A 23,573-nucleotide genomic window follows, 5' to 3' on the forward strand; every position below is an offset into this window, starting at 1 on the left:
CGGGATGATGTTGAGCGCCCCGGGGCGGGGGCGTCTGCTCTTCTGGGTGGTGCTGGCCGGCGGGCTGAGTTCGTGCGCCGTTCTGGGCTCCGGTGATGATGGGCGCGGGCCGTACATCAGCGATGCTCGGGCATGTTCAGGTAGCAACCTGGAGCTGGGGAAGGCGGCCAAGCACTTCCGGCTCGCGATGCCGGTACCGGCCGAAGGCCTGCGTTTCGCCTCCGACCTGCATCCGGTGTCCGGGGAGTACGCCCTGACCGTGGAATTCACCACGACGGCCGCGGGGCTGAAGTCCTTCCTGAGTGCGAGTCACCTGCCGCAGCCCGAAAGGGATGAAGGCGCCGAGCCCATCGACAGGCATGCGAGCTGTGGCCTGACCGATGAGGGTTTCGACAGGCCTCAGTACGCGAGCGACGACGGGGAGTCGTCCGGTTACGTCCGTAGGGTCGTGGTGGATGCGGGAAGTTCCGCCAAGGTGCGGGTGATTGTCGAAGCCATGGACAGGTGACTCGGGGAACGCATCGCGATCGAGCGATGGCATGGACAGCCCTGTCCACCACACGCAGGCGGGCGGGTTGCTCGTCATATCGGGAGGCAGACCGGTATCAGGGCGTGGCTCTCGTGGGGTGGGGTCGGGCGGGGGCTTGTGGGTCTCGGTGGGTCGGCTGGAGAAGGCCGCAAAATTTCATCGTGGAGAGATTGATGAAGGGAACTTTCAGGTTTATGTTCATGCTCGACCGACCTTTCGGACAGGCGGTCAGATGTCGAATCGCCTCATCGACAACAGGAACTGGGCGCCACCGTATCCCCCCATACGAACCTGCTCAGAGAGGTGAGCATGCCCACAACCCGGCCGACGACCCTCAAGTCCGCGATCACTGTCCTGTTACTCGTGCTGACGGCGGTACTGATCCCCCGGGCCGCCTCAGCGCAGAACACCAGCCTCCTCGCCGTTTCCCACAAGAGTCCCTTCAACTGTGGAAAGACCTTCTACGCCAACAACTGGTACCCAGGCCACAACCCGTCAGGTTCCATCGACTGGCAGGACTACGGTGGCGACGACATCGACGGTGAGACCGTACGCGCCACCGCCGCGGGTACCGCGTACTTCTACGACGCCGGAAGCACCAGCTACGGCCAGTGGATCGAAGTCCGGCACAGCGACGGCACCCGGACCCGCTACGCCCACCTCGCGACCATGGTCCGGTCGGCCGGCAGCTCCCTGAGCGTCGGCCAGGGCACCGCCATCGGCACCGTCGGCGCCACCGGTGGCGCCACCGCCCCTCACCTCCACTACGAACAGCGGACCTCCACCGGTGCGATGGACACCAGCCCCACCGTGGACGGCGTCACCGTCTCCCTGGGCGAGAAGAAGGCCGTCACCAGCACCAACGCCTGCAGCGGCAACCCCTACACCCCCGAAGGCGTCTGCGGCAGCGGCTACTCCGTCATCGACTCCGCAGCCCTCAGCGGTGGCACCACGTACCTGCTGTACAACTCGGGCAACGGCTACAACTGCGTCGTGACCATGAAGTCCACCAACCTCGGCACCGCCACCGCGGTGTCCGCCTTCCTGGAACCGCAGGGCGAAAGCCGTACCACTGACTCCGGCAACTACGGCTACTACGCAGGGCCTGTACCGCTCAACGCCGCCAACCAGTGCGTCCGGTGGGGCGGCTCGGTCGGCAGCAGCTCCTACACCAGCCCCTTCGAACACTGCGGCTGACCTCGCCACCCAAAGGCCACTTCCCCACTCGGAAGTGGCCTTTGACCACGCCAACTCCCCGTGTCCACGACTCGTGAACACGAGAGGAGAGGTGCGATGAGACGACTTGGCCGTCCGTCAGCCTGTGGTCCCGCAGAACGCTTTGGTGGCGATGGCCATCACTTCCTCGGTGGACGGGTTGCGGGTCGAGGGGTTGATCGACATGGTCATCGACTTGCCCGAGTCGGAGCGGAACGCGAAGGTCAGGTACCCGATCAGCTCACCGCTGTGCCCCCAAACCTTGCCGCACGGCAGCGGGTACGCCTGCAGACCGAGCCCGTAGCCGAATCCGACCCCGGTCTCGACGGTCGTGCGCATGGCCCGCAGCGATGCCGCGCTGGTCAGCTTGCCGTTCAGCAGGGAGGACATAAATCGCTCCAGGTCCGCCGTGGTCGAGATCATCTCCCCCGCCGCCCAGTCCAGCGACGGGTTCATCCGGGTCGCGTCCACGAGGTGCGGCATCGGCTCGTACCCCTTGGCGTGCGGCGACGGCACCTCCGCCCGATCGCCCGGCACCAGCGTGTGGCGCAGTCCCAGCGGGCGCAGGATGCGGCGTTCGACCTCCTCGCCGTAGGCCCTGCCCGTCAGCTTCTTCACCAGCAGCCCGAGCACCACGTAGTTGGTGTTGGAGTAGTGCCACTTGCCGTCATCGGGCAGCTTCTTGGCGAAGGCCACCTTGAGCAGCTCACGCGGCTGGTAGGAGCGGAACCGCGCCTCGCCACGCCACCGGTTGGTGGAGTATCCCGGCTCGCTCATGTAGTCGTACAGGTGGCTGGTGTGGTTGAGGAGCTGGCGGACCGTGATGTGCTCCCCGCCAGGCACCAGGCCCGGCAAGTACTGGTCGATGGGGTCGTCGAGCTGTACCTTGCCCTCGTCCACGAGCTGGAGCACCACGGTCGCGACGAACGTCTTGGTGACGCTGCCGATCCGGAAGTACCCGCTGGGTGAGGGCCGCCCGCCGCGCTCGATGTCGCGCACTCCCACCGCGTCGGACTCGGTGTGCTTTCCGTCGGAGACCCGTACGAGCGCCGCCGTCGCCCCCTTGCCCTCCACGATCTTCTCCAGCTCGGGGCGTACCCCGGCTCCCTGGCCACCTGCCGCGACGGATACCGCTACCAGCACGTTCATCAGCGTTTGCATCATGGGCTCAACGCTAGGAACGGCCACGCTGCGGCGGAATGCGGTGATCCATCCACCCATCCTGCGGAAAACCACAGGAAGTGCTTTCGGGCTCTGGCCGGTACGGCGGTGCGGCACCCTGAGCTGTCGCCGGCCAGCGGTCGAGATGGGGCGGGATCGGGGCCTCCCAGCCGTAAACGATCAACGTCGTGATGTGGAGATCGACATCCGCCGGCGGTGAAAACCGGGTGACATTTGGCATCGGGTGCCGGAATGCTGGGCGTGGCCGATGAGTTTTGTCGGTGGCATCGGTCAGTCTTTGCATGACCACCACTGCTTCTGAGACTCAAGGCTGGGATGCCAGCCGTGACCCCCATGCCATGCCCGACAACCCCGATCGAGGTGCCGTGTCCCGCCCACAGCTCGACTCACCCGCCAAGTCCGCGGCCGCTGCTTCAGGTCGCACCCCGGCCGTGATCCGGCTGCTGGTGCTCGCCACATTCGTGGTCATTCTCAATGAGACGATCATGATCAACGCGATCCCTCGGCTGATGGACGCGCTGCGCATCACCGAGCAGACCGCGCAGTGGCTCTCGACCGCCTTCATGTTGACCATGGCCGCGGTCATCCCCATCACCGGGTGGTTCCTGCAGCGGGTGTCCACCCGCAGCGCGTACACCACCGCGATGGGTCTGTTCCTGCTCGGCACGGCGTTGGCCGCCGTCGCGCCCTCGTTCGCGGTGTTGCTGGGCGCCCGGATCGTCCAGGCGTCCGGGACGGCTGTGATGATGCCCCTGTTGATGACCACGCTGATGCAGGTTGTGCCCGAGAAAGACCGGGGCCGGGTGATGGGCAACGTCACGCTGGCCATCTCGGTCGCGCCCGCGATGGGGCCGGCGATCTCAGGACTGATCCTCCAGCTCGGGTCCTGGCGACTGCTGTTCGCCGTGGTGTTCCCCATCGCCGCCCTGATCACCTGGGGCGGCCTGCGCAGGCTCAAGAGCGTCGGCGAGCCCCAGGTCAGCACCATCGACTGGTTCAGCGTCGTCACCGCCGCGGCCGGCTTCGGCGGCCTGGTCTACGGCCTCAGCCGGTTCGAGGGCGGTGACGTCCGCCTTGCCGCCTCGATCGTGGTGGCCGGCCTGATCGCCATCGCCGTCTTCGTCTTCCGCCAGCTGTCGCTGCAGAAGCGCGGCACGCCGCTGATGGACCTGCGTACCCTGCGCCACCGCACCTACACGGTCGCGCTGATCCTGATGTCGGTGTCCTTCATGGCGATGCTCGGCTCGATGATCCTGCTGCCGCTGTACATCCAGAACATCCGCGGACTCAGCGCCCTGCAGACCGGACTCCTCATGATGCCGGGCGGCCTGGCGATGGGACTGCTCGGCCCGACCGTCGGCCGACTGTTCGACAAGTTCGGCGGCAGGGTCCTGGTCATCCCCGGCGCGATCGGGATCATGCTCGCGCTCGCCGGCTTCACCCAGGTCTCGATGACCATGCCGTACTGGCAGGTCCTCGGTCTGCACGTGCTGCTGATGCTGAGCCTGGCCGCGACCTTCACCCCGGTGTTCACTCTCGGGCTCGGAGCGCTCACCCCGGAGCTCTACTCCCACGGCAGCTCGATTCTGGGCACGCTGCAGCAGGTCGCCGCGGCTTTCGGCACCGCGCTCGTGATCACCGTGATGAGCGCGCGAGCCGATGCACTGAAGGCCGAGGGAGTCACCGCGGCGCTGGCCAACCTCGGCGGCATGCGGCTCGCCTTCATCATCGGCGCGGTGCTGTCCGTGGCTGTGGTCATCACCGCCCTGCTCCTACCGGCCAAGGCCGACAACGGCGGCGAGCTCGTAGGAGCCGGTCACTGACAAGTGAACTTGCCGGGCGGGCTGTGCCTGCCCGGCAAGCCGGCAGATCAAGTGTCGGTGGGCAGGGGCGCTGAGCCGTAGCGGTGGAGCAGTGGCTCGCTGCGATTCCATGGCTTCAGCTGCCCGCGCTTCTCTGCCTGTTGCCGGGCGAAGCCCGACAGGGCCTCCAGTACGACCCTGCTACCGAGCATCGCCGTCACGTCGGCGTGATCGTGGCTGGGGGCGACCTCGACCACCTCCACGCCGACGATCGGCAGTTCGTAGGACAGCCGTCGCACGGCGTCCAACAGCTCGCGCGAGGTCAGACCGCCCGGCTCCGGAGTGCCCGTGCCGGGCGCCATGCCGGGGTCGACCACATCGATGTCGATCGACAGATAGACGCCGTCGCAGTCGTCAAGGGCGACGGCCGAGGCCTCTGCCAGGCACGCATCTAGGCCGCGCTCCACCACCTCGGTCATCTCGTACGCGCGCATCCGCTGGTCGGCCATCCACCGGAGCGTCTCGGGGCCCGGCCAGTAGCCGCGCAGCCCGATCTGCAGGAACCGGTCGCCGCGGGCCGCGCCCGATTCGATCAGCCGGCGCATCGGCTGGCCGTGCCCGACGAGCGAGCCGAAGGAACTGTCGCCGGTGTCGGCATGCGCATCGAAATGCATGATCGAGACCCGCCCCCAGCCGACCGCGCGCGCCACGCCGGTGACGTTCGGCAGGGCGATCGAATGGTCCCCGCCCAGCACGAGAGGGATCTTGCCGGCCGCCGCGATGGTGTGAACGGCCTGCTCCAGCGCGGCATGGGCGGCCTGCCCGTCGCCGCTGAACATCATGACGTCGCCGGCGTCCTTCACCTGGAGATCCAGCAAGCCGTCCACACCCAGGGCAAGAGACGGCCGGCTGCCGTCGTGGTCCAGGTAGCACGCCTGGCGGATGGCTCCGGGACCGAAGCGGGCGCCAGCCCGGTAGGAGGTGCCTCCGTCGTACGGCGCGCCCAGGATGACGACCTGCGCATCGCTCCAGGTGGACGGCTCGTCCAGGTCGCAGGCGGGCACACCGAGGAAGGTGAGGTCAGGGCCATACATCGCGGTCATGGCCGCATCCTCACAGCCCGGCCTCGTGACCGGGAATGCCCCGGTTTTCGGCACCGGCTCCATACTGTCTATGGAGCTCGACTCGCAGCCTGTCCACCACCGGGGGCTGCGGACCGGCGGGCGTGACGAACTGGATGCCGCGAGCGCCGACGTCCTGGAGCACGTCACGGACGACGACCTCGTAGCCCTGCTCGAGGGCGAGGTCGGGCACGAGCGCCACGGCTCCGCCCGCGCCGACGAATCCGTGGATCACGCTGTAGTTGTCGGCCCGTAGCACGATGCGGGGGCGGAAACCGAGGGACTGGCAGGTCGCGAACAGGGTCTGGTCGCTGGGGTCGTAGGAGCCGCTGGAGATGATCCAGCCCTCGCCGGCCAGCAGGCCGATGTCGACGGGCTCCGATGTCCCCGCCAGCGCGTGGTCCGCGGGCATCAGCAGGCGGAAGGGATCGTCGAACAAGGTCTCCACCCGCAGGTCAGCGCCATAGCGAGCGCCGGCGACGTCGTAGATCAGTGCACAGTGCAGCGATCTGGCGCGAACCTGCGTGAGTAGTTCCAGCGGCTCGGCTTCCGTCAGCTCGATCCGCGCCCCGCTGCCCGCGGTGGCGCGCCGCAGCGGGCCGGGCAGCAACCTCGTCGCCGCCGTGGTGAAAGCGCCGATCCGCAGCGTGGACACGCCATGGGCCAGGCGCGCCTCGACATCCGATTCCACGGCCTCGATCCGCTCCAGCACGACGGTCGCGTGCTCCAGCACCATCGCGCCGATGTCCGTCAGCACGGCGCCGGTGGGGCCTCGTTCGACCAGCCGGGCTCCGAGATGCGCCTCGAGCGCGTCCAGGTGATAGCTGATGGTCGGCTGCCCGTAGTGGAGCTGGCGGGCGGCTCCCGCCAGCGACCCGTTCACCGCGATCGCCCTCAGCACGTGGAACTGGCGGAAATCTATCATCCATACATGCTATGGAGCGCTGAGTCCCCTGCGTAGCGCGCGGCCGGGCAGAGCCTGCGTCGGTGCTCCATCCCGGAACGCGACGGAGCCGTTGATCACGACATGGCGGGTGCCCGTGGCGTACTGGTGAGGCCGCTCGTACGTGGCGTGATCCGCCACGGTCTCCGGATCGAAGACGACCAGGTCGGCGTAGGCGCCGGGTGCGATCCGCCCGCGCCCGGCCAACCGGAGGTTGTCGGCTGGAAGCGAGGTCATCCGGCGGATCGCCTCCTCCAGCGGCAGCAGCTTCTCCTCCCGGACGTACCGGGAAAGAATGCGCGCGAAGCTTCCGTACGAGCGAGGGTGGACCGGGGTGTCGACGTAGGGCGCTTCCGCGGCCACGGACTCCGAGTCGGATCCGACGGACACCCAGGGGCGCTGCAGCGCCATCCGCACGTTGTCCTGGTGGCCGATGAAGTAAGCGGCCATGAATTCCTCGTCCCCCTCGACCAGGTCCAGGACCAGGTCGAGCGGATCGTCGATCCCGGCTCGGGAAGCCGCCTGCGCGAGGGACAGGCCGGCGGTAGCCGTACCGGAGAGCAGGAGCACTCCCTCGGGGCCGCCGGCCGCCAGGAACAGGTTCTCCCACTCAGGCGACGGCTGGCGGATGGCGGACTTGATCTCGTCACGAGTCGCGCGGTCGCGCAGGTGCTTGAGCAGTACGGCACGGCCGCCCGCGTGGAAGGGCGGCGGAATGATGGCGCCCAGGGACGTGCTGCCGGCGACATAGGGGTAGATGTTGGCACTCGCCCGCACACCGGCCTGGCGACCGGCCTCGATGCGCTCGATGGCGTGTGGCATCTTGTGCCAGTTCTCGCGGCCGACGGCCTTGAGGTGGTAGATCTCCACGCGCACCTGGGCTTCGCGGCCGATGCGGAGCACCTCGTCGATGCCCTCCAGCAGCCGTTCGCCCTCGCTGCGCATGTGCGAGATGTAGAGCGCATCGTGCTTGGCCAGGACGCGGGAGAAGGCGATGAGCTCCTCGGTCGAGGAATAGCTCTCCGGCGGGTAGATGAGGGCCGAGCCCAAGCCGAGCGCGCCGTCGTGGAGCTCCTCGTCGAGCAGCGCGCAGGCCTCCTCCAGCTCTGCCCGAGTGAGCAACCGGTTCTCGAAGCCGGCGCCGAGCAGCCGCAGGTTGGACGCGCCCACGAAGCTCGCCACGTTCTGCGCCACACCGTTCGTCGCCAGATGGGAGAGGAACTCGCTCAGCCTCGGCCAAGCCGTCTCCCCTGCCGGGAGGGACTCCACCATCCGGCCCGCAACCGGTCCCATCGATAGCCCCTCGCCGAAGACCTCCGTGGTGACGCCCTGATAGAGGTCCGACAGCCCGCGCGGGTCCTGCTGGAGGGCTGTGTAGGCGTGGCTGAGGACGTTGATGAAGCCCGGGGCGACAGCACAACCGGTCGCATCGAGCACGAGGGCCGAGTCCGACTCGGGGATGGACCCGATGCCGATGACACGGTCGCCGTCCACCGCGACGTCAGCCCTGCGACCGGGAGCACCGGTCCCGTCGAAGACGGTCCCACCCCGGATGATCAGCGTCGTGGGCATGCGGTACTCCTGCCTACTCCGGACGTCATGCCCCCCATGATGGTTTCTTCCGCATACGGCATGCTTCGTCCACCCGAACACAATCCGGCCGATGCGTTGGTGACTTGGATCATAGGAGGCGCCTGATTTCGCCGTAGGCTCGGTAGAAGCCGCCGCGGCCGGCCGAGCGGATGCCGTCGACCACGTAGCGGGCGCCCGGTTCCCTGACGGACTTGGGGAACTGGACGTTCCAGGACTCGTAGCCGGGGGTTACGACGCGGACCCGCAGGCGGTCGCCCTCCTTGATGCATTCCACCACTACGCCGTCGCCCTCGCCGTGGGTCTCCAGCACGGTTTCCAGTACGGTGGACGGCTCGACCACCGCCAGCGACGCCGCCGCCTTGACGTCCAGGGGCTGCGGGACGCTGCCGGCGCGGGCCGCGGCGATGGCGGCCTCGCTGGCGTCGATGCAGGCCAGGGAGCCGTCAGTGGTGACGATGTAGAGCCGGTCGTCCAAGAACTGCATGGAGAACGCCGAACCGCAGCCGGTGGCGAGCTTCCACAGCCGCTCGCCGGAGGCGTCGAAACAGTAGACCGAGGAGTGGCTGTCGCCGGCGAAAACGTGGCGGCCGCCCGGCGAGGTGGCGCAGGAATAGACGGGACCGTCGCACTGGTAGACCGCCTCGACCCGGCCGTCGCTCTTGGCCAGGCGGTGGACGGTACGGCGGGCCGTACCCGCGTAGACGGAGTGCTCCTCCTGCCAGCCGAACAGCACGCCTGCGGCCAGCTTGTTCTCCCAGACGAGCGTCCCGTCAGAGGTGTCGTAGCGGGCGACTCCGTTCGAATGGCCGTGGTAGACGGCGTCTTCGTCGCACCTGACCATCCAGGCGGACTCCCCGGTACCGGTCCGCGCCCACTGGAACTCGTCCTCGTAGTCGATCGTGGTGATCCGCCCCGCCCGGTCGGAGACGCCGAGCACGCCGTCGTGGATGTCCAGCCAGTAGATGTCCACGTCAGCGGCGATCTCGTACGCGGACCTCGGCACCTTGCCGCTCAGGTCGTACACGCGGCCGTCGTCGCACCCGGCGTAGATCCAGAAGTCGTCGGCCACGATGCACTTGACGCCGTCGGGCAGCCGGAAGCGGCCGGTCACCGTGCCGGAGTGGGTGACGGTGTAGACGTCGCCGCGCTGATTGCCGACCCAGCAGCGTTCACCGTCCACGAAGATGCCGAACGCGGCCGCGCCGCTGTCGAAGCGCCACAGGACCGGCGCCTGCTGGGCGGTCGAGCGAGTACTGGCGATGGCCCTGCGGGTGACCGCTCGGCGCTCGCGCACTCCGCGGACGGCGGGCTCGTAGCCCTTGCGGGTCTTCTCGCCGAGCTTCTTGGCCGCCGCGGCCTGGGCCTTCGCTTCGCTGGGGAAGGCTGTGACCTTCGTCTGACCTGGCTCGCCGATGCGTCCGTAGGTGATCGTGACCTGAGTCCCCGCCACGGTCACCTCATAGAACTTGTGCGATCCGCCGCCGTCCTCGGACAGCTCGAGGTAGGTCATATCCGCTTCTCCGTATTTGCCGGGCTTGATCAACTGCACGGGAGACTAGATCACCGCGGCGACAGAATCAGCGCCTCACTCCGAGCGATGTCGTCGCGGTCAACCCGACAGGCAAGAAGATCAGCATCGAGATCGACGCGATCTGCACTCCTGCCGGATATCCGGCATCCGTCTCGCAGGCACGCCGTCGATCAAGGCACGAGCGATCCGGTCAGCTCGAGGAACGCCCGGGAGAGCGCCGAGAGGCGATCGCGGCGCCAGATCAGCGTCATGAGGCGGTGTGGTGCGGGTTGCCGCAGGGGAATCATCGTCAGAGACGGCCATGGCCCAGCTGCGGCCGAGCGGGGAAGCAAGGCCACGCCGAAGCCGCGCCCGACGAGCTCGGCGAGCACGACCAGGTCATCGGTCTCGACCGAGATCTCCGGCGTGTAGCCCGCTTCGGCACAGGCGGCATCGAGTGCGGCACGCAGTCCGGTGCCGCGGGTGAGGGTGACGATCTTCTCTCCACGTAGATCCGACACGGCCGTTTCGGCCACCTGGGCGAGAGGGTGACCGGATGGGACCGCGATCACGAGTGGCTCCGCGGCGATCTCAGAGCTGGCCAGCGTGGCCGGGAGACGCTGCCCAGCCGGCCCGGCAGGAAGGCGGGGGTCCACGGCGCCGATGACGGCCGCGTCGAGCTCGCCCGCCACCACCTGCGCCGTCAGGTGCTCCGGATCGCCGGTGCGCAGCGTCACCCGAATCTCGGGAGCTGCCTTCCTCCACCGCGGCCAGCACGTACTGAAGCTGACGCAACTCCATAAGTTGAACTTATCCAAGCCCAGATGGAATCTGTCTTGGACTTATGGATGGCGAGGTGGCCAGAATTCAGACATGTCCCGTCATCGCCAGGCGCTGATGGCCTGGATCGCGGTCCTGCCCACGCTCACCGTCCTGCAGTTGGCCCTCGGCGGCCTCCTCGAGGCGGTCCCGCTGTACCTGAGGCCTCCGATCATCGCCACTCTCATGGTGCCGATCATGATCTACGTACTGATGCCGCTGCTGCAGCGGATCGACTCGCGGCTGACCAAGAAACCGTCACCAGACCGCTGATGCGAAGGCTCTCAGGGGTTCTGCGAGGTTCTCGGCCAGTTCTTCGTTGGTCTCCACCCGGTCGCCGGCGCGCCCGCCTTCGGGCATCCAGACCTGGAGCCGTGCCCCGAGCAGGTTGCCCTCGGTCACGGTCTCGCCGCCCTGGAAGCGATCGACCCGGAACTCCCCGGCGATCCGCGAGGCGTCCAGGTGCCGCCAGCCCATGTCGTAGTAGGTCAGCTCCTCGTGGCAGTTGACCACCGGGTTGGTCGCGGCGAGTTGGCACGGTGTCAGCGCCTCCGGCGCGGCGGGCTGGTACCAGTGCTCGACCACGATCTCCGGGTCGAGGGTCACGGTTCCCGCCTCCAGGTGGTCGTTCCATACGCGCAGCGTCTTGCCGTGCCGTTCGACCAGGGCCTGCAGCCAGTTGAGCAGCCAGGTGAAGGCGTCCCGCCCGGTCGCCGTAGGGTCGCCGGTTCGTTCCCTGGCGAACGCCGCGAGCTGGGGGTAGGCCCCCCAGTCCCGATCGTGCGCCGGGTAGGCGAGGTACTCGTCGGCCCCGGCGTGCCAGTACGGCCCGGAGAACGTCCCGATCCGCCGCTCCACCTCTTCCTGAAGTACGGCCAGCGCTCCTGGCCTGGTGAAGTCGAAGGCGCCCTTGAGCAGCGGATGCGAGGTGCCGGGAGCGAGGGAGTACGACGGGTGCTTGGCCAGGAGGTCGTCGCAGTGCGAGGGCATGCCCAGGCTGGGCGTGAGGTTGACGTGGTGCCGCTGACACAGCGCGTCCAGCCAGGCGGCTTCGGCGTCACCCAGCCCTACCCCGCTGAGCAGCACGGTCAGCTCGTTGTACTTGAGCAGGGCGAGCTCCCGCACCAGCCACGTCCACCACTCCCGCGAGTAGGACCGGGGCACGGTGTCGATCAGGATGCCGCGCTCGGCGTAGCGGGGCCAGTCCTGGACCACCCCCGCCGGTATCTCGTCGCCTTGCCGGAGGAGTTGGAGCAGGGTACGCGTGCCGTACATCACCTCGACGGGGGTGGCCGCGGTGACCGTCGCCGTCTCCCCCAGCTCCAGCACGTGGCCGCGGTCCACCTGACCGAGCCGGAGCACGATGTCCCCGGAGGTGGCCGTGCCGCCGGAGACGATCCGGAGCTCCTCGGCGAGAAGGTCGCCCAGGGACGCGAGTGCGGGGTCGGCCACGACCCGCGTCCCTGGGCCGAACCGGAAGCTCCCGCGCGTGGGCTCCCACACGCGGGGCTCCGGGATGACGTTGAGCAATGCGATCTCCTACGAGGCGAGCACGATCCAGCGGCGCCAGGCCGTGGAGTCCGCCGGGGTGGTCTGCCAGCCTCGGACGAGGTAGGCATCGGTGGTCGCGGCCAGGTAGGTGAGGCGGCCGTCGGCCGCGAGCGTCACCGCGGCGTTCCCGCTCAGCTGCGGCGCGAAGAGCTGCTTCTCCGCCGCCCACGCGCCGCCTGCGACGTTCTGCCAGCGATGCCAGAGCGAGCCGCCGGGCCGGGTCGCGAAGGCGGCCAGCCTGTTGGCCGAGTCCTTGACGACGACCGGATCACCCGTCGTACCGCTCATCAGGATGTAGGTGAGCGGATCCCACGCGCCCCCGGCGGTCGCCTGCCACCGGTGCACGAGGTCGCCGTTCGACCGGCGGACGAACAGCGTCAGCTTCTGGCTGACGTCGAGCGCGACCACGGGATCTCCGGCGGCCCCGGTGACCAGGACGGCCTCGCCGGGATACCAGCCGCCGCCGGGCGTGCCCTGCCAGCGATGGACGAGGTCGCCGTTGCTCTTGCGGACGAACAGCGTGAGCTTGCCGTTGACGTCGAGCGAGACGGCGGGCTGGCCGACGGTGTCGGTGACCAGGTCGGCGACCACCGGGTCCCATGAGCCTCCGGCCGACGTCTGCCAGCCGTGGCGCAGTGCCCCGGCGGTCGTCCGGGCGAAGTAGGTCAGCTTGCCGTTGACATCCTTGATCGCCACGGGGTCGCCCGCGATGCCGGTCGTGAGCCGTACGGCTGCCGCGCTCGGAGACCCTGTCCACAGCTCGCCGTTGGTCAACCGGGCGAACCACACGTCTCCGTCCAGCGCGGGGGTTCCGGCCACACCGCTGATCACCGGCGACACGTGCCAGCCGGACGCGTCGCGGTAGCCGTACAGCAGCTGCCCGCTCGTGGAGCGGACGGCGAATCGCGGACCGGCGGAGACGACCGGGTCGCCCGCGATCCCGGTGGCGATCGTGGTGTGCGACCAGTTGTCGTACTTGGCCGGTTGGCCGAATTCCAGGTTGCCGGCCGACGTCCTGACCAGGTAGCCGGACCCACCGGGCAGCCAGGCCGGTCGGCCGGCGACGATCCCGGCGGTCTGCTGGTATCCAGGCGCGTGCCCGAGCGCGTTGCCCAGCGCGGCGAAGGCGGAGTAGGCGCCCGGCTTCGGCGACTCCCAGGTGACCTGGGCGAGCGCGCGCAGCGGGTCGGTGACCTTGTCGAGGATGAACTCGTTGCTCTCGATGACCTTGTCGGGTCCTCTGTCGCCGAGCCAGACCGCGGCCATGGCGCCGAGGACCCGCGAGGAGTCGGAAACGGTGAGGCCCTCGTTGAACAGGGTCGGCCGGAAGTTGTCGTAGACGTTCTGCGCGTTGATCGTCCGGTCGGCCATGTCGTGGTAGAGGAAGCTCTCGCTGACGTTGAAGATCTTGTTTCCGGCGTCGACGATCTGCTGCGGGGTCAGGCTGGTCGGACGCTGGGCGTTGATCCAGTCCTCGACGACGATGTCGGGGTTGAGCTTGACGACGCCGCCGCCCTCCAGGTGGTCGTTCCATACGCGCAACGTCTTGTGGTGCGGTTTGAGCAGGTCGTCCACCCAGTTCAGGAACCAGACGAAGGCGTCCCGGGCGGTGGCGGCGGGCTTGCCCGTCTGCTGCTGGACGAACTCGGCGAGCTGCGGATAGTTCTGCCATCCGGCGTCTTTCCAGGCGGGGTAGACGAGGAACTCGTCGCCGCTGGTGTGCCAGTACCGTCCGGGAAAGCGGTCGACATACCGCTCGATGTACGACTTCACCACGTCGAGCGCGCCGGGCTTGGAGAAGTCGAGCGAGACCCCGGCCACGGGCTGGGGCAGCAACCGCAGGTCCGGATGCTCCACGACGATCGGATCGGAGTGCGAGGGGATCGCCACGGTCGGGATGAACTCGATGTGGTACTTCACGGTATAGGCGATCAGATCGTCGATCTCGGCGTCCGACAGCCCCTCGCCACCCAGCAGCCCCGTCTGGAGCTGGTTCAGCTTCAGATAGGACAGCTCGCGGATCAGGTCATGCCACCACGTCGCGGAGTACTTGCGCGGCACGGCGTCGATGCGGATGCCTCGCTCGGGATAGCTCGGCCAATCCCGCGCCACGCCCCCGGTGATCGTGGGCGACTGCCGCAGCAGTTGCAGGACGGATCTGGTGCCGAGGAACGCGCCGGCCTCGGTCCGGGCGGTGATGGCGACGAAACCGCCGACCTCCATGGTGTAGCCCTGGTCGCCGAGCTGGGTGTCGGTCGAGCCCAGCGCCAGGTAGAGGTCTCCGGGCGCGGCCTGCGACCTGCTCGCTGACTGTACGGCGGGCCGCCGTCCCATCAGGGCGGCGAGGTCGTCCGCGAACGTCGCCGCCTCGTCGTCGAGTACGGCTGACGCGGGGTCGACCAGGATGCGGGTGGAGGTGCCGAAGGTGAACGGGCTGGGTCCGGCCGCCCACTCGCGCAGCGCGGGAATGGTCTGCGGCATCGTGGCGGCTTGAGCGGGTGTGGTGGTGACCAGGAGTGAGGCGAGTAAGGCGAGTAGCGCGAGCACACGGGTCATTTGAGACTCCCTGCGGTCAGACCGGCGGTTACGGTGCGCTGGAAAAGCAGGTAGACGGCGAGGACCGGGATCATCGCGATGGTGAGCCCGGCGAACAGGGCGCTCCAGTCGTTCTGGTAGCCCTGGGTGACGGTCAGCATGGCCAGGCCCTGGGACAGGACGTAGTCCTTCTCGTCGGGCATGAGCACCAGCGGCAGGAGGTATTGGTTCCAGAGGCCGAGGAAGTTGAAGATGGCCACGCCGACCAGGCCGGGCTTGGCCATCGGCAGCATGACCCGGAGGAACACCATCAGGTCGGAGCAGCCGTCGATCCGGGCGGCCTCGGCGTACTCGCCGGGCAATTCGGCGAAGAACGGCGTGAGGAAGAAGACCGTGAACGGTAACGCGTAGGCGGTGTAGATCAGGATCAGCCCGTGCCGGGTGCCGACCAGGCCCAGATTGTCGGCCACGAAGAACAGCGGAACCAGGGCGAGGAAGACCGGGAAGGTCATCCCCGCGGCGAACAGGTAGTAGACCAGGCGGTTGCCGGGGAACCGGTACCGCGCCAGGACGTAGGCGGCCATCGCGCCCAGCGCCATGGTGAGGGCCAGCGCGCCGCCCACGACGACGGCGCTGTTCAGGAAGTACCTGCCGATGTTGGCCTGGGACCAGGCGCGGGCGAAGTTCTCCCAGTGCAGCCCCAGGGGCAGGCCGAACGGGCTGTCGATGATCTCCCGGTCGGTCTTGAGCGCGCTCAGCACGGCCCACAGCAGGGGGAGCGTGACCAGCAGCGCCCACAGCGCGAGCACCACGTGCAGGATCCGCCTCACCGCCGGCTCCCCGCGACCCGCTGGGCGACGACGGCCAGCGTCAGTGTCAGGAACAGCAGCACGACGCCCATCGCGGTGGCGTAGCCGAAGTCGCCGTCGGTGAAGGCCCGGCGATACAGCGTCAGCCCGACGACCTCGGTGGCGTTGTCGGGCCCGCCGGGACCGTTCGTCATGATCTGCACGATTGCGAAGCCGTCCAGGGCCGCGATCGCGAGGTAGACGAACCCGACCCGGACGGTGTCGCTCAGCAGCGGCAGCGTGATGCGGAAGAACGTGGTGAACCCGGAGGAGCCGTCAAGCGCGGCGGCCTCGTAGATGTCGCGTGGGATGGCCTGCATGGCGGCGCTGAACAGCACGACGTAGAAGCCGACCGAGCTCCACACCATGACCGCCATCACCGCGGGCAGCGCCGTACGTGGATCGCCGAGCCACGCGTGGTCGGTGCCGAGCAGCCGGTTGAGCAACCCCGAGCGCGGGGTGTAGACGAACTGCCAGAGCACGGCGATGATCGCGATCGACAGCACCTGCGGAAAGAAGTAGACGACCTTGTAGAACCGGGCGCCGCGGATCCGCCCGAGGTTGAGCAGCGAGGCGAAGGACAGCCCCAGGCCGAGCGTGACCACGGGCAGCACGACGAGCATGACGAGGTTGTGTTTCAGGCCGGTCCAGAACAGGTCGTCGTGCAGCAGCCTGCCGAAGTTCGCCAGGCCGACGAACTGGCGGCGGGCCGAGAACCCCTGCCAGTCCGTCAGCGCGACGTAGAACGCCTGGGCGTACGGCGACAGCACGAACACGCCGTAGAGGGCCAGGGGAGGCAGGAGGAATCCCGCCACCAGGAGCGGGTTCCTCGGCCTGCTATCGGCGGAACTTCTGGACATTGGAGTCCTTGGCCACCTTGTCGGCGGACCTCTGGGTCCGGGTGATGAACTCCTCGGGCTTGATCCGCCCGGCGAGCAACTCGCCCATAGCGGTGGACGCGTCGTTGTACAGGTCGCCGTACCACCCGGCGAACCGGAACCCGGTGATGTCGGCGCCCGCCGCCGCGACCGCCTCCCGGGCGGAGGCGAGCGCCGGGCTGTTGGTGACGTTCTCGCCCGCGCCGGCGACCGTCGTCAGTGACCCGGTCAGTTCGGAGAACTTGCCCGCGGCGGCCTTGGACAGCATGATCCGCAGCAACTCCATGCCCCCGGCGGGGTTCTTGCCGCGCAGCGGGACGATGAACGACTCCGACGAGGCCGCCTGGAGTGCGGTGAAGGGGAGCCTGTCGCTCGCGGTGACGCTGGGCGTCGGGCCCACCATCATGGAGAATCCGGCCGGGGTGGTGGACTTCATCTCGTTCTCCAGCCACGATCCGGACGGGATCAGCGCGGCCTTGCCGTCCAGCCAGGCCTGCTGGGCCTCGGTGTGGGAGAGCCCTTCCGATCCCTTGAGGATGTTGCCGCGCGCGGCCAGCTCTCCAATCGCCGCGACCGAGGCTTTGACGGCGTCGGACTGCCAGGCGTTCGGCTCCAGGTCGTCGATCGCGATGACCGCTTCGTGGCCGCCAGCCTTCTCGATCATCGCCATCAGCGGGTCGATGAAGTACGAGGGGTACTTGCCCTGGTAGGTGAAGGGCGCGATGCCCGCCTTCTTGATCTCCTCGGCGAGGGCGAGCAGGTCCTCCCAGGTCTTCGGGTACTGCCAGCCTTTGCTCGCGAACAGCGCCTTGTTGTACCAGAAGCCGTAGACCGTGTAGGCGTAGTTGAGCGCGAGCACCTTCCCGTCGAAGGTTCCCGCGTCCGCGACGCCTGGCAGGAGGGTGTCCTTGACCGTCTTGCCGGGGACGTCCAGCGACGGCGCGGCGAGCAGCGGAGCCAGGTCGGTGAGCTGACCCTCCTTGACCAGCGCGGTGATGTTGAGCGCGCTGGGGCCGGTGTTGTCCACGACGTCCGGCGGGTTGCCCGCGACGAATCGCGACTGCAGGGTCTCCCTGAGCTTCTGGATTCCCTGGTGACTGATCTTGGCCTGGGGGAATCGCTGCTGGTAGAGCCCTTCCGCGTTGGTCGCGTAGGCGTCGCCGTACCCGCCCTTGAAGATGACCACGTCCAGGGCGGCGGCGGTGGTGACCCCGAGCGGGTTGCCGGCGGTCTTGGCGCCGCCCGCGGCCGACGGCGTGGACCGGGGTTGGGAAGGGGCGGCGCAGGCGGTGGCGGCCAGGCTCAGCGCGCCGGCGATGAGGAAACGGCGACGGTCGATCGTGTGCATGGGGGTGGCTCCTTCAGGCCATTCGGACGAGGCGGCCCGCGTAGCGGGCTTCCAGCTCGCGGTTGTGGGCGTCGCCGCCCGGCACGTTGGCCGAGAGGTAGACGGGCGGGGGCGCGCCCTCGGCGAGCAGCTCGCGGAGGACCTCGGCGACGATCATCTGGCCGAGCAACGCCGCGGTGATGGAGGAGAGTCCGCACGCCGCGCCGCCGGTGGGCAGCGGAAGTACGGCATCGCCGTACGGAGCGCCGTTGTCCAGCACGACATCGGCGAAGTCCGCGAGGCGTCGGCCGCTGGGGTGCCGCGACTCGACCGCATGGGTGTGGTCCAACGAGGTGACCACGATGAGTTGGTGTCCGTGCTGCTTCACCAGGCGCGCCAGCTCCACGACGCACCCGTTGACCCCCGAGTTGGAAGCGATCATGAAGACGTCGCCCGGCCGGACCGGGGCCAGATCGTAGATGCGGCGTGCGGTGCCTGGATCGCGTTCCAGGGACGGATCGGTGAGCACCTGTGGGCTGTCGCCGCCGATCAGCACCAGGTCGCGCAGGGACAGCCGGTTGGTGGGCACCAGGCCGCCCGCCCGCCCGGCGATCTCCATCGCGAACGCCTCCGAGTGCCCCGTGCCGAAGGCGTGGATGACACCTTCCGCGCGCAACGCCCCGACGATGATCTCCGCCGCCTTCAGGACCGAGGGCCGCTGGCTCTCCGCGACCCGGTCGACCGCCTCCTGCACCGTCAGCACGAACGCCTCACTACTCAGCTGCATACGACGAAATTTCCACCAAAGCCGGATTTATCGTCAAGAGTTCGGGCGAAATTTTCTCTCACAAAATTGACAGTCAGCCCGTTGTGATGGAAATATCGCCCCTATGAGCGTGCTGGGAAGGTTGTCCACGATGTCCGGCGAGCTGCCCGAGAGCCTGCGCCGCATCGCCGACGACATCCTCGCCAACCCCGAAGAGGCGGCGGTCGCCACCATCAGCCAGCTCGCCGAGCGGACCGGTACGTCCCCTGCCACCGTCAACCGGTTCTGCCGGGTGCTGGGGTTCTCCGGCTACTCGGAGCTGCGCGTCGCCATCGCCACCGACAACGGCCGCACCGAGACCGCGCTCTGGAACCAGGCGATCGGCTCCCAGGTTCAGCGGGACGACCAGCTCGATACGATGGCGAAGATCATCGCCGCGGGAGACATGCGGGCGATCCAGGAAACGCTGGACCAGCTGGACCTCGCGACGATGCAACAGGCGGTCACGACGCTGGTCGACTCCGGACGGATCCACCTGTTCGGAGCCGGGGGGAGCTTCCTCGCGGCCGACGAACTACGCCACCGGCTCCACGTCATCGGCAGGTCCGTGTGGTCGTGGTCGGACGTGCACCACGGCCTGTCGGCGGCGGCCATGATGACGCCGGGCGACGCGCTGGTGACCTTCTCCCACAGCGGCAAGACCCGCGAGGCCATCCAGGTGCAGGCCGAGGCCACCGGTTCCGGGGCCACCACGATCGCGGTGACCAACGCCCCCCGCTCGCCCCTCGCCGAGGCCGCCGACCTGGTCCTGGTGACCAGCGTGCACGAGGGGTCGGCGTTCCGCTCCGAAGCGCTGGCCGCCCGGCACTCCCAGCTCTTCCTCATCGACCTGGTCTTCGTCGCGGTCGCCAACCAGACCTACGATCGCTCCCTGGCCGCCTTCGACAGCGCCGCCCGCGCCGTGTCCGGCCAGCTCACTCCTCCGCACCCGCGCTAGAGGCGCCTTGCCGAATGCTCAGGGCTGGGGAAGGCCTGACGCGGTGCGGTCGGCGTCGATCAGGGCGGTGAGCAGGGTGACGGTGGCGGTGGAGATTTCCCGGAGTGTGGTGTCGGGGATCGCGGGCTCCCTTTCGAATGCCCGCTGGACGGTCCGCGCGAGAAGGTCCGCGTGCTGTTCTCCGGCTCGCAGGAAACCCTCGAACGTGGCCTGGTAGGCGTAACCGATCTGGTCGACGGGCAGGTCGTCGCGGAGCAGTCCGTGCTTGGCGAGCAGGTCGAGGTAGTCGCGCGCCATGGTGGCGTGCCGCTCATCGCGGGCGGTGTCAGGGGAACTGGTCAGTTTGCCCACCAGGTGAGCATCGTCCAGGAGGAGCCCGCGTAGCAGCGGGCGGTTCGTGATGGCCAGGAAGTAGGCGCGCGCGAAGTTGTGCAGCAGGCACACCTGGGGGTCCTGCCGCAGCGCCTGCCGTAGCTCATCCATCGCGTAGAGCACCTCGCGCGCGAAGACCGCGCCGAACAGCTGCTCGCGGGTCTTCCAATGCAGGTAGACGGTGCCCTTGCCGATGCCGACCCCGTCGGCCACATCGTCCATGGTCACCCGCCGGTAGCCGTGGCGCAGCAGCAGGTCGGCCGCCATGTCGAGGATCCGCGTGGCCCGTTCGGCTCGCTGCTGCGGGTCTCGGAGTCGTTCGACGTTGGTGCTCACGCACGAACCGTATGACCAGATGCGAGATTTGGTCAACTCCAATTTGCAGTTGACGAATTTTCAAAAATCGTCATATCGTCACCTCGAGACAGCGGCAACACCTGCGACAGGAGTGAGTCATGAACGACAAGACCGTGCTCGTCACCGGCGCCACCGGGAACCAGGGCGGCGCCACCGCCCGCCACCTGCTCGCCGACGGCTGGCGGGTTCGCGCCCTCGTCCGCGACGACACCACGCCGGCGGCCGTCGAGCTCGCCGCCGCCGGTGCCGAGCTCGTCCGCGGCGACCTCGACGACCTCGCCTCCATCTCGGCGGCGGCACAAGGCACGTATGGCATCTACAGCGTCCAGTCCGCCAACGACAACGAGATCGCCCAGGGCAAGAACGTCGCGGACGCCGCCAAGGCCGCGGACGTGCAGCACCTGGTGTACTCCTCAGTCGGCGGCGTCGACAGCCAGAACCGGTTCTACGTGGAGCACGGCTGGGGCCCCATCGACAAGTGGCAGATCGAGGAGCACATCCGCGACCTGGGCGTGCCCGCGACGATCCTGCGCCCCGCCGGATTCATGGAGGACTTCACCAGCCCGGCCAGGTTCTTCCAGAACGGCTCGCTCAACGTGCCCTGGCACGACGACCTGATCATGCAGCTCATCGCCATCGACGACACCGGGGCGTTCGCCGCGCTGGCCTTCGCCGAGCCGGAGGTCTACCTGGGCAAGGCCATGGAGATCACCGGCGACAGGTTGACCGCCCCGCAGATCGCCGACGCGCTGAGCACGGCGGCCGGTCGCCAGGTGCCGCACACCCAGATTCCGCTCGAGGTCCTCTGGGAGCACAACCCCGAGGTGGCGAAGGTCTTCACCTGGGCGAACGAGACCTACTACGACAGCGACCTCGAGCCCCTGCGCAAGGCCCACACCGGCCTGCTGGACTTCCACGCCTGGCTGGACCGCTCGGGCAAGGCGCGCCTCCTGGCACAGCTGGACTCCCTGCCCGCGTAACCGGGGTATGGCTGTGATCGTCCACCCGTTCGTCCGGTAGACCCAACTGCGATGGCTGTTCGGTCTTTGCGTGTACGGCAAGCAGCCGGGTGAGCGCGAGGGGTGTCACGCGGGTGCCACGCCGGCGTCACGGCAGCGGGACGGTGCACTCGCCAGGATGGTCTTGACCAGCACAAACGGGCCTTCATCTCGCGGAGGTGCTCATGCACAAGCGACTGTTCTTCGCCACGACGGCAACGGCGTCCTCGTTCCTGCTGTGTATGGCGTTCGTCGCGATCCCGGCCGGTTCGAGTTCGGCTGCCCCGCAGAAGGTGATGCTCGTCAACAGGCAGACAGGCAAGTGCGCCACCGTCGCGGGCGGCGTCCGCACCGACAACAACGTCCCGCTCGTGCAGTTCGTCTGCGACACCCACCCGTCACGTCGCTGGTACCTGATCAACGGCGGCTACAACGGGCAGACGTGGATCAGGAACGTGGGCACGGGCAAGTGCATGACCATCGCGGGCGGCACCCTCCCGGACAACAACCTCGAGCTGGTCCAGTTCACCTGCGACAACGACCCCTCCCGCGCGTGGGCGGGCATCAACAAGGACGGGACGACCGATTCGTGGCAGCTGCTGAACCTCCAGTCCCGCAAGTGCGCCACGGTCGCGGGCGGCGTGACCACGGACAACAACCACCCACTCGTCCAGTTCAGCTGCGACAGCGACCCCTCCCGCTACTGGTACGTAGTCCCAGTCCCCTGACCTCCCCACCTCCCGCGTATCCCGCGCGTTTCTGCTTTGGGTTGGTCGGGGCGGCGCTTGATGTGGACGGTGCCGCAGAATGTGAGGCCGGTGATCGTGATTCTGGGGGCGCCGGGGGTTCCGGGGCCTTCGTCGTGGTGGTCGAAGCCGCCGAGGATTCCGGTGCCGCCGATGTGGACCTCGGCGTCTTCGGGTACCACGACGGTGATGTCGCCGATGATCGCGGTGGCGTGGATGGTGGTCTCGCCGTCGATGAACTGGGCCTGGCGGAGGTCGATCTCGCCGTTGCCTATCACCGCCAACCCTCGGAAGGTGCGCCCGACCAGCCATCGGCCTGTGCGTTTGAACCCGGCGAGGATCCCGACGTCTCTTGTCGCGGTGGGGGCCGTGCCCGCCTGCGGCGTGGAGGCCCTCAGGTCGTGTGTGATCGGGGCGAGTTCGGCGTCGGTCTCGGCGGTATGGGCCGCGGCCAGCCGTTCCTCCAGCTCGGGCATCGTCAACCGGCCCTCCGCGAACGCCGTTTGCAACGCGACCGCGACGCGCTCGCGGTCGGCGTCGGACGCTCGGACAGCCGGACGGTTCTCAGGCATGTGGCGACCTCTGATCAGGAGTTGCGGTCGAGGAGCCGGCGGATGGTGTCGGCGACCAGGTGGGGCTGCTCGGCCTGGATGAAGTGCGCCGAGTCGACGTCCTCGTAGCGGCCGTCGGGCAGGTTCTCGACGTAGCGGCGCTGGTGCTCGCGGCCTTCGGCCAGCCGACGCCCGCGCGGCGTGCTCGCCGGCGGGCGGGTGGCGGCCAGCAGCACGGTCGGGCACTTCGGGGGACGGGGCGGCTGGTCACGGTATTGACGGATAGCGGCGAGCACGGCCCTGTTCTCGTTGCTCGTCTGCGCGACGCCGGCGGGGGTGAAGTCCTCGCGGAGCATGGTCTCGTAGGTGTCCTTGGAGAAAAGGCCCCGAATGTTGCGGCTGGCCAGCCGGGCCAGCGGGCGGACTCGGGTGAGCAGCTGCGCCACGGCCAGGTTCTGGTCGATCTGCTTGGCGGTGCGGTCCCAGGTGTCGTACATCGGGGCGGTCACCGGTGTGGGGTCGATCAGCACCAGTCCCTGGAGCCGGTGTTCCAGGGATTCGGCCGCGCGCCGTACGATCAGCCCGCCCATGCTGTGCGCGACGAGCACGAGCTTCCCCGGGACGACGGCCTCGACCATCGCGACGAGATCGGCGGCCATGTCGTCGATGCTGCACTGCCGGGTGGCGCTGCCGGTGAGCGCGCGCCCGGCGCGGTCATAGGCCACCACTCGTGCCCGGTCGGCCAGCAGCGGCACCACCGGATCCCAGCACGTCCGGCCGCAGCTCATGCCCGCCTCTAAGACCACCCAGTCCGGCCCCTGGCCGGACTCCTCGACGTAGACGCTCCGGCCGGTCACCGGCACCGTCCGCCCCGGCACTTCCCGCATGCCGCCACCTTCCAACGTTTTCATTTGTGATAATGGTAACGCATAT

General features: G+C 68.4%; 22 protein-coding genes. 7 read left to right on the forward strand and 15 right to left on the reverse strand.

The window, feature by feature from the left end; all coding sequences use genetic code 11:
- Positions 1 to 4: 4 nt before the first annotated feature.
- Entirely contained in the window at positions 5 to 508 is a 504-nt protein-coding gene (locus ACIBHX_RS45800; protein WP_397074461.1) for a hypothetical protein, read from the forward strand.
- Between the two features lie 330 nt (positions 509 to 838).
- A complete protein-coding gene (locus ACIBHX_RS45805) occupies positions 839 to 1,726 on the forward strand; it encodes a M23 family metallopeptidase (RefSeq protein ID WP_397074463.1) in 888 nt (295 codons plus the stop codon).
- Between the two features lie 117 nt (positions 1,727 to 1,843).
- On the opposite strand, the gene ACIBHX_RS45810 is transcribed toward ACIBHX_RS45805, so the two are convergent.
- Positions 1,844 to 2,908 (reverse strand): serine hydrolase domain-containing protein, encoded by a 1,065-nt coding sequence (locus ACIBHX_RS45810; RefSeq protein ID WP_397074464.1) that lies wholly within the window; start codon positions 2,906 to 2,908, stop codon positions 1,844 to 1,846.
- A 383-nt stretch (positions 2,909 to 3,291) separates the two neighbouring features.
- Between ACIBHX_RS45810 and ACIBHX_RS45815 the strand changes: the two genes are divergently transcribed.
- Positions 3,292 to 4,749 (forward strand): MDR family MFS transporter, encoded by a 1,458-nt coding sequence (locus tag ACIBHX_RS45815; RefSeq protein WP_397074466.1) that lies wholly within the window; start codon positions 3,292 to 3,294, stop codon positions 4,747 to 4,749.
- A gap of 47 nt (positions 4,750 to 4,796) precedes the next feature.
- Here the strand turns inward: ACIBHX_RS45815 and speB are convergent, their stop codons facing one another.
- The 5 genes from speB to ACIBHX_RS45840 form a co-directional block, all read right to left on the reverse strand.
- Positions 4,797 to 5,831 (reverse strand): agmatinase, encoded by a 1,035-nt coding sequence (gene speB / locus ACIBHX_RS45820; RefSeq protein ID WP_397074468.1) that lies wholly within the window; start codon positions 5,829 to 5,831, stop codon positions 4,797 to 4,799.
- 10 nt (positions 5,832 to 5,841) lie between these two features.
- Entirely contained in the window at positions 5,842 to 6,774 is a 933-nt protein-coding gene (locus ACIBHX_RS45825) for a LysR family transcriptional regulator (protein ID WP_397074469.1), read from the reverse strand.
- 9 nt (positions 6,775 to 6,783) lie between these two features.
- A complete protein-coding gene (locus tag ACIBHX_RS45830; RefSeq protein ID WP_397074471.1) occupies positions 6,784 to 8,364 on the reverse strand; it encodes an amidohydrolase family protein in 1,581 nt (526 codons plus the stop codon).
- Between the two features lie 109 nt (positions 8,365 to 8,473).
- Entirely contained in the window at positions 8,474 to 9,895 is a 1,422-nt protein-coding gene (locus ACIBHX_RS45835; RefSeq protein ID WP_397074473.1) for a WGR domain-containing protein, read from the reverse strand.
- A gap of 191 nt (positions 9,896 to 10,086) precedes the next feature.
- Positions 10,087 to 10,713 (reverse strand): LysR substrate-binding domain-containing protein, encoded by a 627-nt coding sequence (locus ACIBHX_RS45840; RefSeq protein WP_397074474.1) that lies wholly within the window; start codon positions 10,711 to 10,713, stop codon positions 10,087 to 10,089.
- A 55-nt stretch (positions 10,714 to 10,768) separates the two neighbouring features.
- Between ACIBHX_RS45840 and ACIBHX_RS45845 the strand changes: the two genes are divergently transcribed.
- Complete coding sequence (locus tag ACIBHX_RS45845) at positions 10,769 to 10,987, forward strand: hypothetical protein (protein WP_397074476.1); 219 nt, start codon at positions 10,769 to 10,771, stop codon at positions 10,985 to 10,987.
- Here the strand turns inward: ACIBHX_RS45845 and ACIBHX_RS45850 are convergent.
- From ACIBHX_RS45850 to ACIBHX_RS45875, 6 genes are read right to left on the reverse strand one after another with little or no spacing between them, the layout of a single operon-like run.
- Positions 10,973 to 12,244 (reverse strand): glycoside hydrolase family 20 zincin-like fold domain-containing protein, encoded by a 1,272-nt coding sequence (locus tag ACIBHX_RS45850; RefSeq protein ID WP_397074478.1) that lies wholly within the window; start codon positions 12,242 to 12,244, stop codon positions 10,973 to 10,975. The two genes, ACIBHX_RS45845 and ACIBHX_RS45850, sit on opposite strands and share 15 nt — an antisense overlap.
- A gap of 9 nt (positions 12,245 to 12,253) precedes the next feature.
- Positions 12,254 to 14,821 carry a family 20 glycosylhydrolase gene (locus tag ACIBHX_RS45855; protein ID WP_397074480.1) on the reverse strand — a complete coding sequence of 856 codons (2,568 nt, stop codon included), beginning with the start codon at positions 14,819 to 14,821 and terminating at the stop codon, positions 12,254 to 12,256.
- The gene (locus ACIBHX_RS45860; protein ID WP_397074482.1) at positions 14,818 to 15,630 is read right to left on the reverse strand and encodes a carbohydrate ABC transporter permease; all 813 of its coding nucleotides are present in this window, start codon (positions 15,628 to 15,630) and stop codon (positions 14,818 to 14,820) included. The genes ACIBHX_RS45855 and ACIBHX_RS45860 overlap by 4 nt, the downstream gene beginning before the upstream one ends.
- Positions 15,627 to 16,463, reverse strand: a complete 837-nt coding sequence (locus tag ACIBHX_RS45865) for a carbohydrate ABC transporter permease (RefSeq protein WP_397074483.1) — start codon at positions 16,461 to 16,463, stop codon at positions 15,627 to 15,629. The genes ACIBHX_RS45860 and ACIBHX_RS45865 overlap by 4 nt, the downstream gene beginning before the upstream one ends.
- Before the next feature lie 22 nt (positions 16,464 to 16,485).
- Positions 16,486 to 17,874, reverse strand: coding sequence for an N-acetylglucosamine/diacetylchitobiose ABC transporter substrate-binding protein (gene ngcE / locus ACIBHX_RS45870; protein WP_397074485.1), 1,389 nt, complete (start codon positions 17,872 to 17,874; stop codon positions 16,486 to 16,488).
- A gap of 13 nt (positions 17,875 to 17,887) precedes the next feature.
- The gene (locus tag ACIBHX_RS45875) at positions 17,888 to 18,640 is read right to left on the reverse strand and encodes a sugar isomerase domain-containing protein (RefSeq protein WP_397074487.1); all 753 of its coding nucleotides are present in this window, start codon (positions 18,638 to 18,640) and stop codon (positions 17,888 to 17,890) included.
- A gap of 103 nt (positions 18,641 to 18,743) precedes the next feature.
- Between ACIBHX_RS45875 and ACIBHX_RS45880 the strand changes: the two genes are divergently transcribed.
- Positions 18,744 to 19,616 (forward strand): MurR/RpiR family transcriptional regulator, encoded by an 873-nt coding sequence (locus ACIBHX_RS45880; protein ID WP_397074489.1) that lies wholly within the window; start codon positions 18,744 to 18,746, stop codon positions 19,614 to 19,616.
- An 18-nt stretch (positions 19,617 to 19,634) separates the two neighbouring features.
- Here ACIBHX_RS45880 and ACIBHX_RS45885 read toward each other — a convergent pair whose 3' ends face one another.
- Complete coding sequence (locus ACIBHX_RS45885) at positions 19,635 to 20,324, reverse strand: TetR/AcrR family transcriptional regulator (RefSeq protein WP_397074490.1); 690 nt, start codon at positions 20,322 to 20,324, stop codon at positions 19,635 to 19,637.
- Between the two features lie 119 nt (positions 20,325 to 20,443).
- On the opposite strand from ACIBHX_RS45885, the gene ACIBHX_RS45890 reads away from it, so the two are divergent.
- Positions 20,444 to 21,325: an NmrA/HSCARG family protein gene (locus tag ACIBHX_RS45890; protein WP_397074492.1), complete on the forward strand. Its 882-nt coding sequence runs from the start codon at positions 20,444 to 20,446 to the stop codon at positions 21,323 to 21,325.
- A gap of 203 nt (positions 21,326 to 21,528) precedes the next feature.
- Complete coding sequence (locus ACIBHX_RS45895; RefSeq protein WP_397074493.1) at positions 21,529 to 22,071, forward strand: RICIN domain-containing protein; 543 nt, start codon at positions 21,529 to 21,531, stop codon at positions 22,069 to 22,071.
- Here the strand turns inward: ACIBHX_RS45895 and ACIBHX_RS45900 are convergent.
- Together ACIBHX_RS45900 and ACIBHX_RS45905 are read right to left on the reverse strand one after the other, a co-directional pair.
- Positions 22,044 to 22,661 (reverse strand): DUF1707 domain-containing protein, encoded by a 618-nt coding sequence (locus tag ACIBHX_RS45900; protein ID WP_397074495.1) that lies wholly within the window; start codon positions 22,659 to 22,661, stop codon positions 22,044 to 22,046. The genes ACIBHX_RS45895 and ACIBHX_RS45900 overlap by 28 nt on opposite strands.
- A gap of 14 nt (positions 22,662 to 22,675) precedes the next feature.
- Positions 22,676 to 23,551: an alpha/beta fold hydrolase gene (locus ACIBHX_RS45905; RefSeq protein WP_397074497.1), complete on the reverse strand. Its 876-nt coding sequence runs from the start codon at positions 23,549 to 23,551 to the stop codon at positions 22,676 to 22,678.
- Between the last annotated feature and the right edge of the window lie 22 nt (positions 23,552 to 23,573).

Origin of the sequence: Nonomuraea sp. NPDC050536 (assembly GCF_044457685.1) — a bacterium.
Lineage (GTDB): Bacteria > Actinomycetota > Actinomycetes > Streptosporangiales > Streptosporangiaceae > Nonomuraea.

Excerpts from the sequence above, each read along its gene's own strand:
- ACIBHX_RS45800 (WP_397074461.1), top strand. The coding sequence starts at position 5 with ATGATGTTGAGCGCCCCGGGGCGGGGGCGTCTGCTCTTCTGGGTGGTG.
- ACIBHX_RS45805 (WP_397074463.1), top strand. The coding sequence starts at position 839 with ATGCCCACAACCCGGCCGACGACCCTCAAGTCCGCGATCACTGTCCTG.
- ACIBHX_RS45810 (WP_397074464.1), bottom strand. The coding sequence starts at position 2,908 with ATGATGCAAACGCTGATGAACGTGCTGGTAGCGGTATCCGTCGCGGCA.
- speB (WP_397074468.1), bottom strand. The coding sequence starts at position 5,831 with ATGACCGCGATGTATGGCCCTGACCTCACCTTCCTCGGTGTGCCCGCC.
- ACIBHX_RS45825 (WP_397074469.1), bottom strand. The coding sequence starts at position 6,774 with ATGATAGATTTCCGCCAGTTCCACGTGCTGAGGGCGATCGCGGTGAAC.
- ACIBHX_RS45830 (WP_397074471.1), bottom strand. The coding sequence starts at position 8,364 with ATGCCCACGACGCTGATCATCCGGGGTGGGACCGTCTTCGACGGGACC.
- ACIBHX_RS45835 (WP_397074473.1), bottom strand. The coding sequence starts at position 9,895 with ATGACCTACCTCGAGCTGTCCGAGGACGGCGGCGGATCGCACAAGTTC.
- ACIBHX_RS45845 (WP_397074476.1), top strand. The coding sequence starts at position 10,769 with ATGTCCCGTCATCGCCAGGCGCTGATGGCCTGGATCGCGGTCCTGCCC.
- ACIBHX_RS45855 (WP_397074480.1), bottom strand. The coding sequence starts at position 14,821 with ATGACCCGTGTGCTCGCGCTACTCGCCTTACTCGCCTCACTCCTGGTC.
- ngcE (WP_397074485.1), bottom strand. The coding sequence starts at position 17,874 with ATGCACACGATCGACCGTCGCCGTTTCCTCATCGCCGGCGCGCTGAGC.
- ACIBHX_RS45875 (WP_397074487.1), bottom strand. The coding sequence starts at position 18,640 with ATGCAGCTGAGTAGTGAGGCGTTCGTGCTGACGGTGCAGGAGGCGGTC.
- ACIBHX_RS45880 (WP_397074489.1), top strand. The coding sequence starts at position 18,744 with ATGAGCGTGCTGGGAAGGTTGTCCACGATGTCCGGCGAGCTGCCCGAG.
- ACIBHX_RS45890 (WP_397074492.1), top strand. The coding sequence starts at position 20,444 with ATGAACGACAAGACCGTGCTCGTCACCGGCGCCACCGGGAACCAGGGC.
- ACIBHX_RS45895 (WP_397074493.1), top strand. The coding sequence starts at position 21,529 with ATGCACAAGCGACTGTTCTTCGCCACGACGGCAACGGCGTCCTCGTTC.
- ACIBHX_RS45900 (WP_397074495.1), bottom strand. The coding sequence starts at position 22,661 with ATGCCTGAGAACCGTCCGGCTGTCCGAGCGTCCGACGCCGACCGCGAG.
- ACIBHX_RS45905 (WP_397074497.1), bottom strand. The coding sequence starts at position 23,551 with ATGAAAACGTTGGAAGGTGGCGGCATGCGGGAAGTGCCGGGGCGGACG.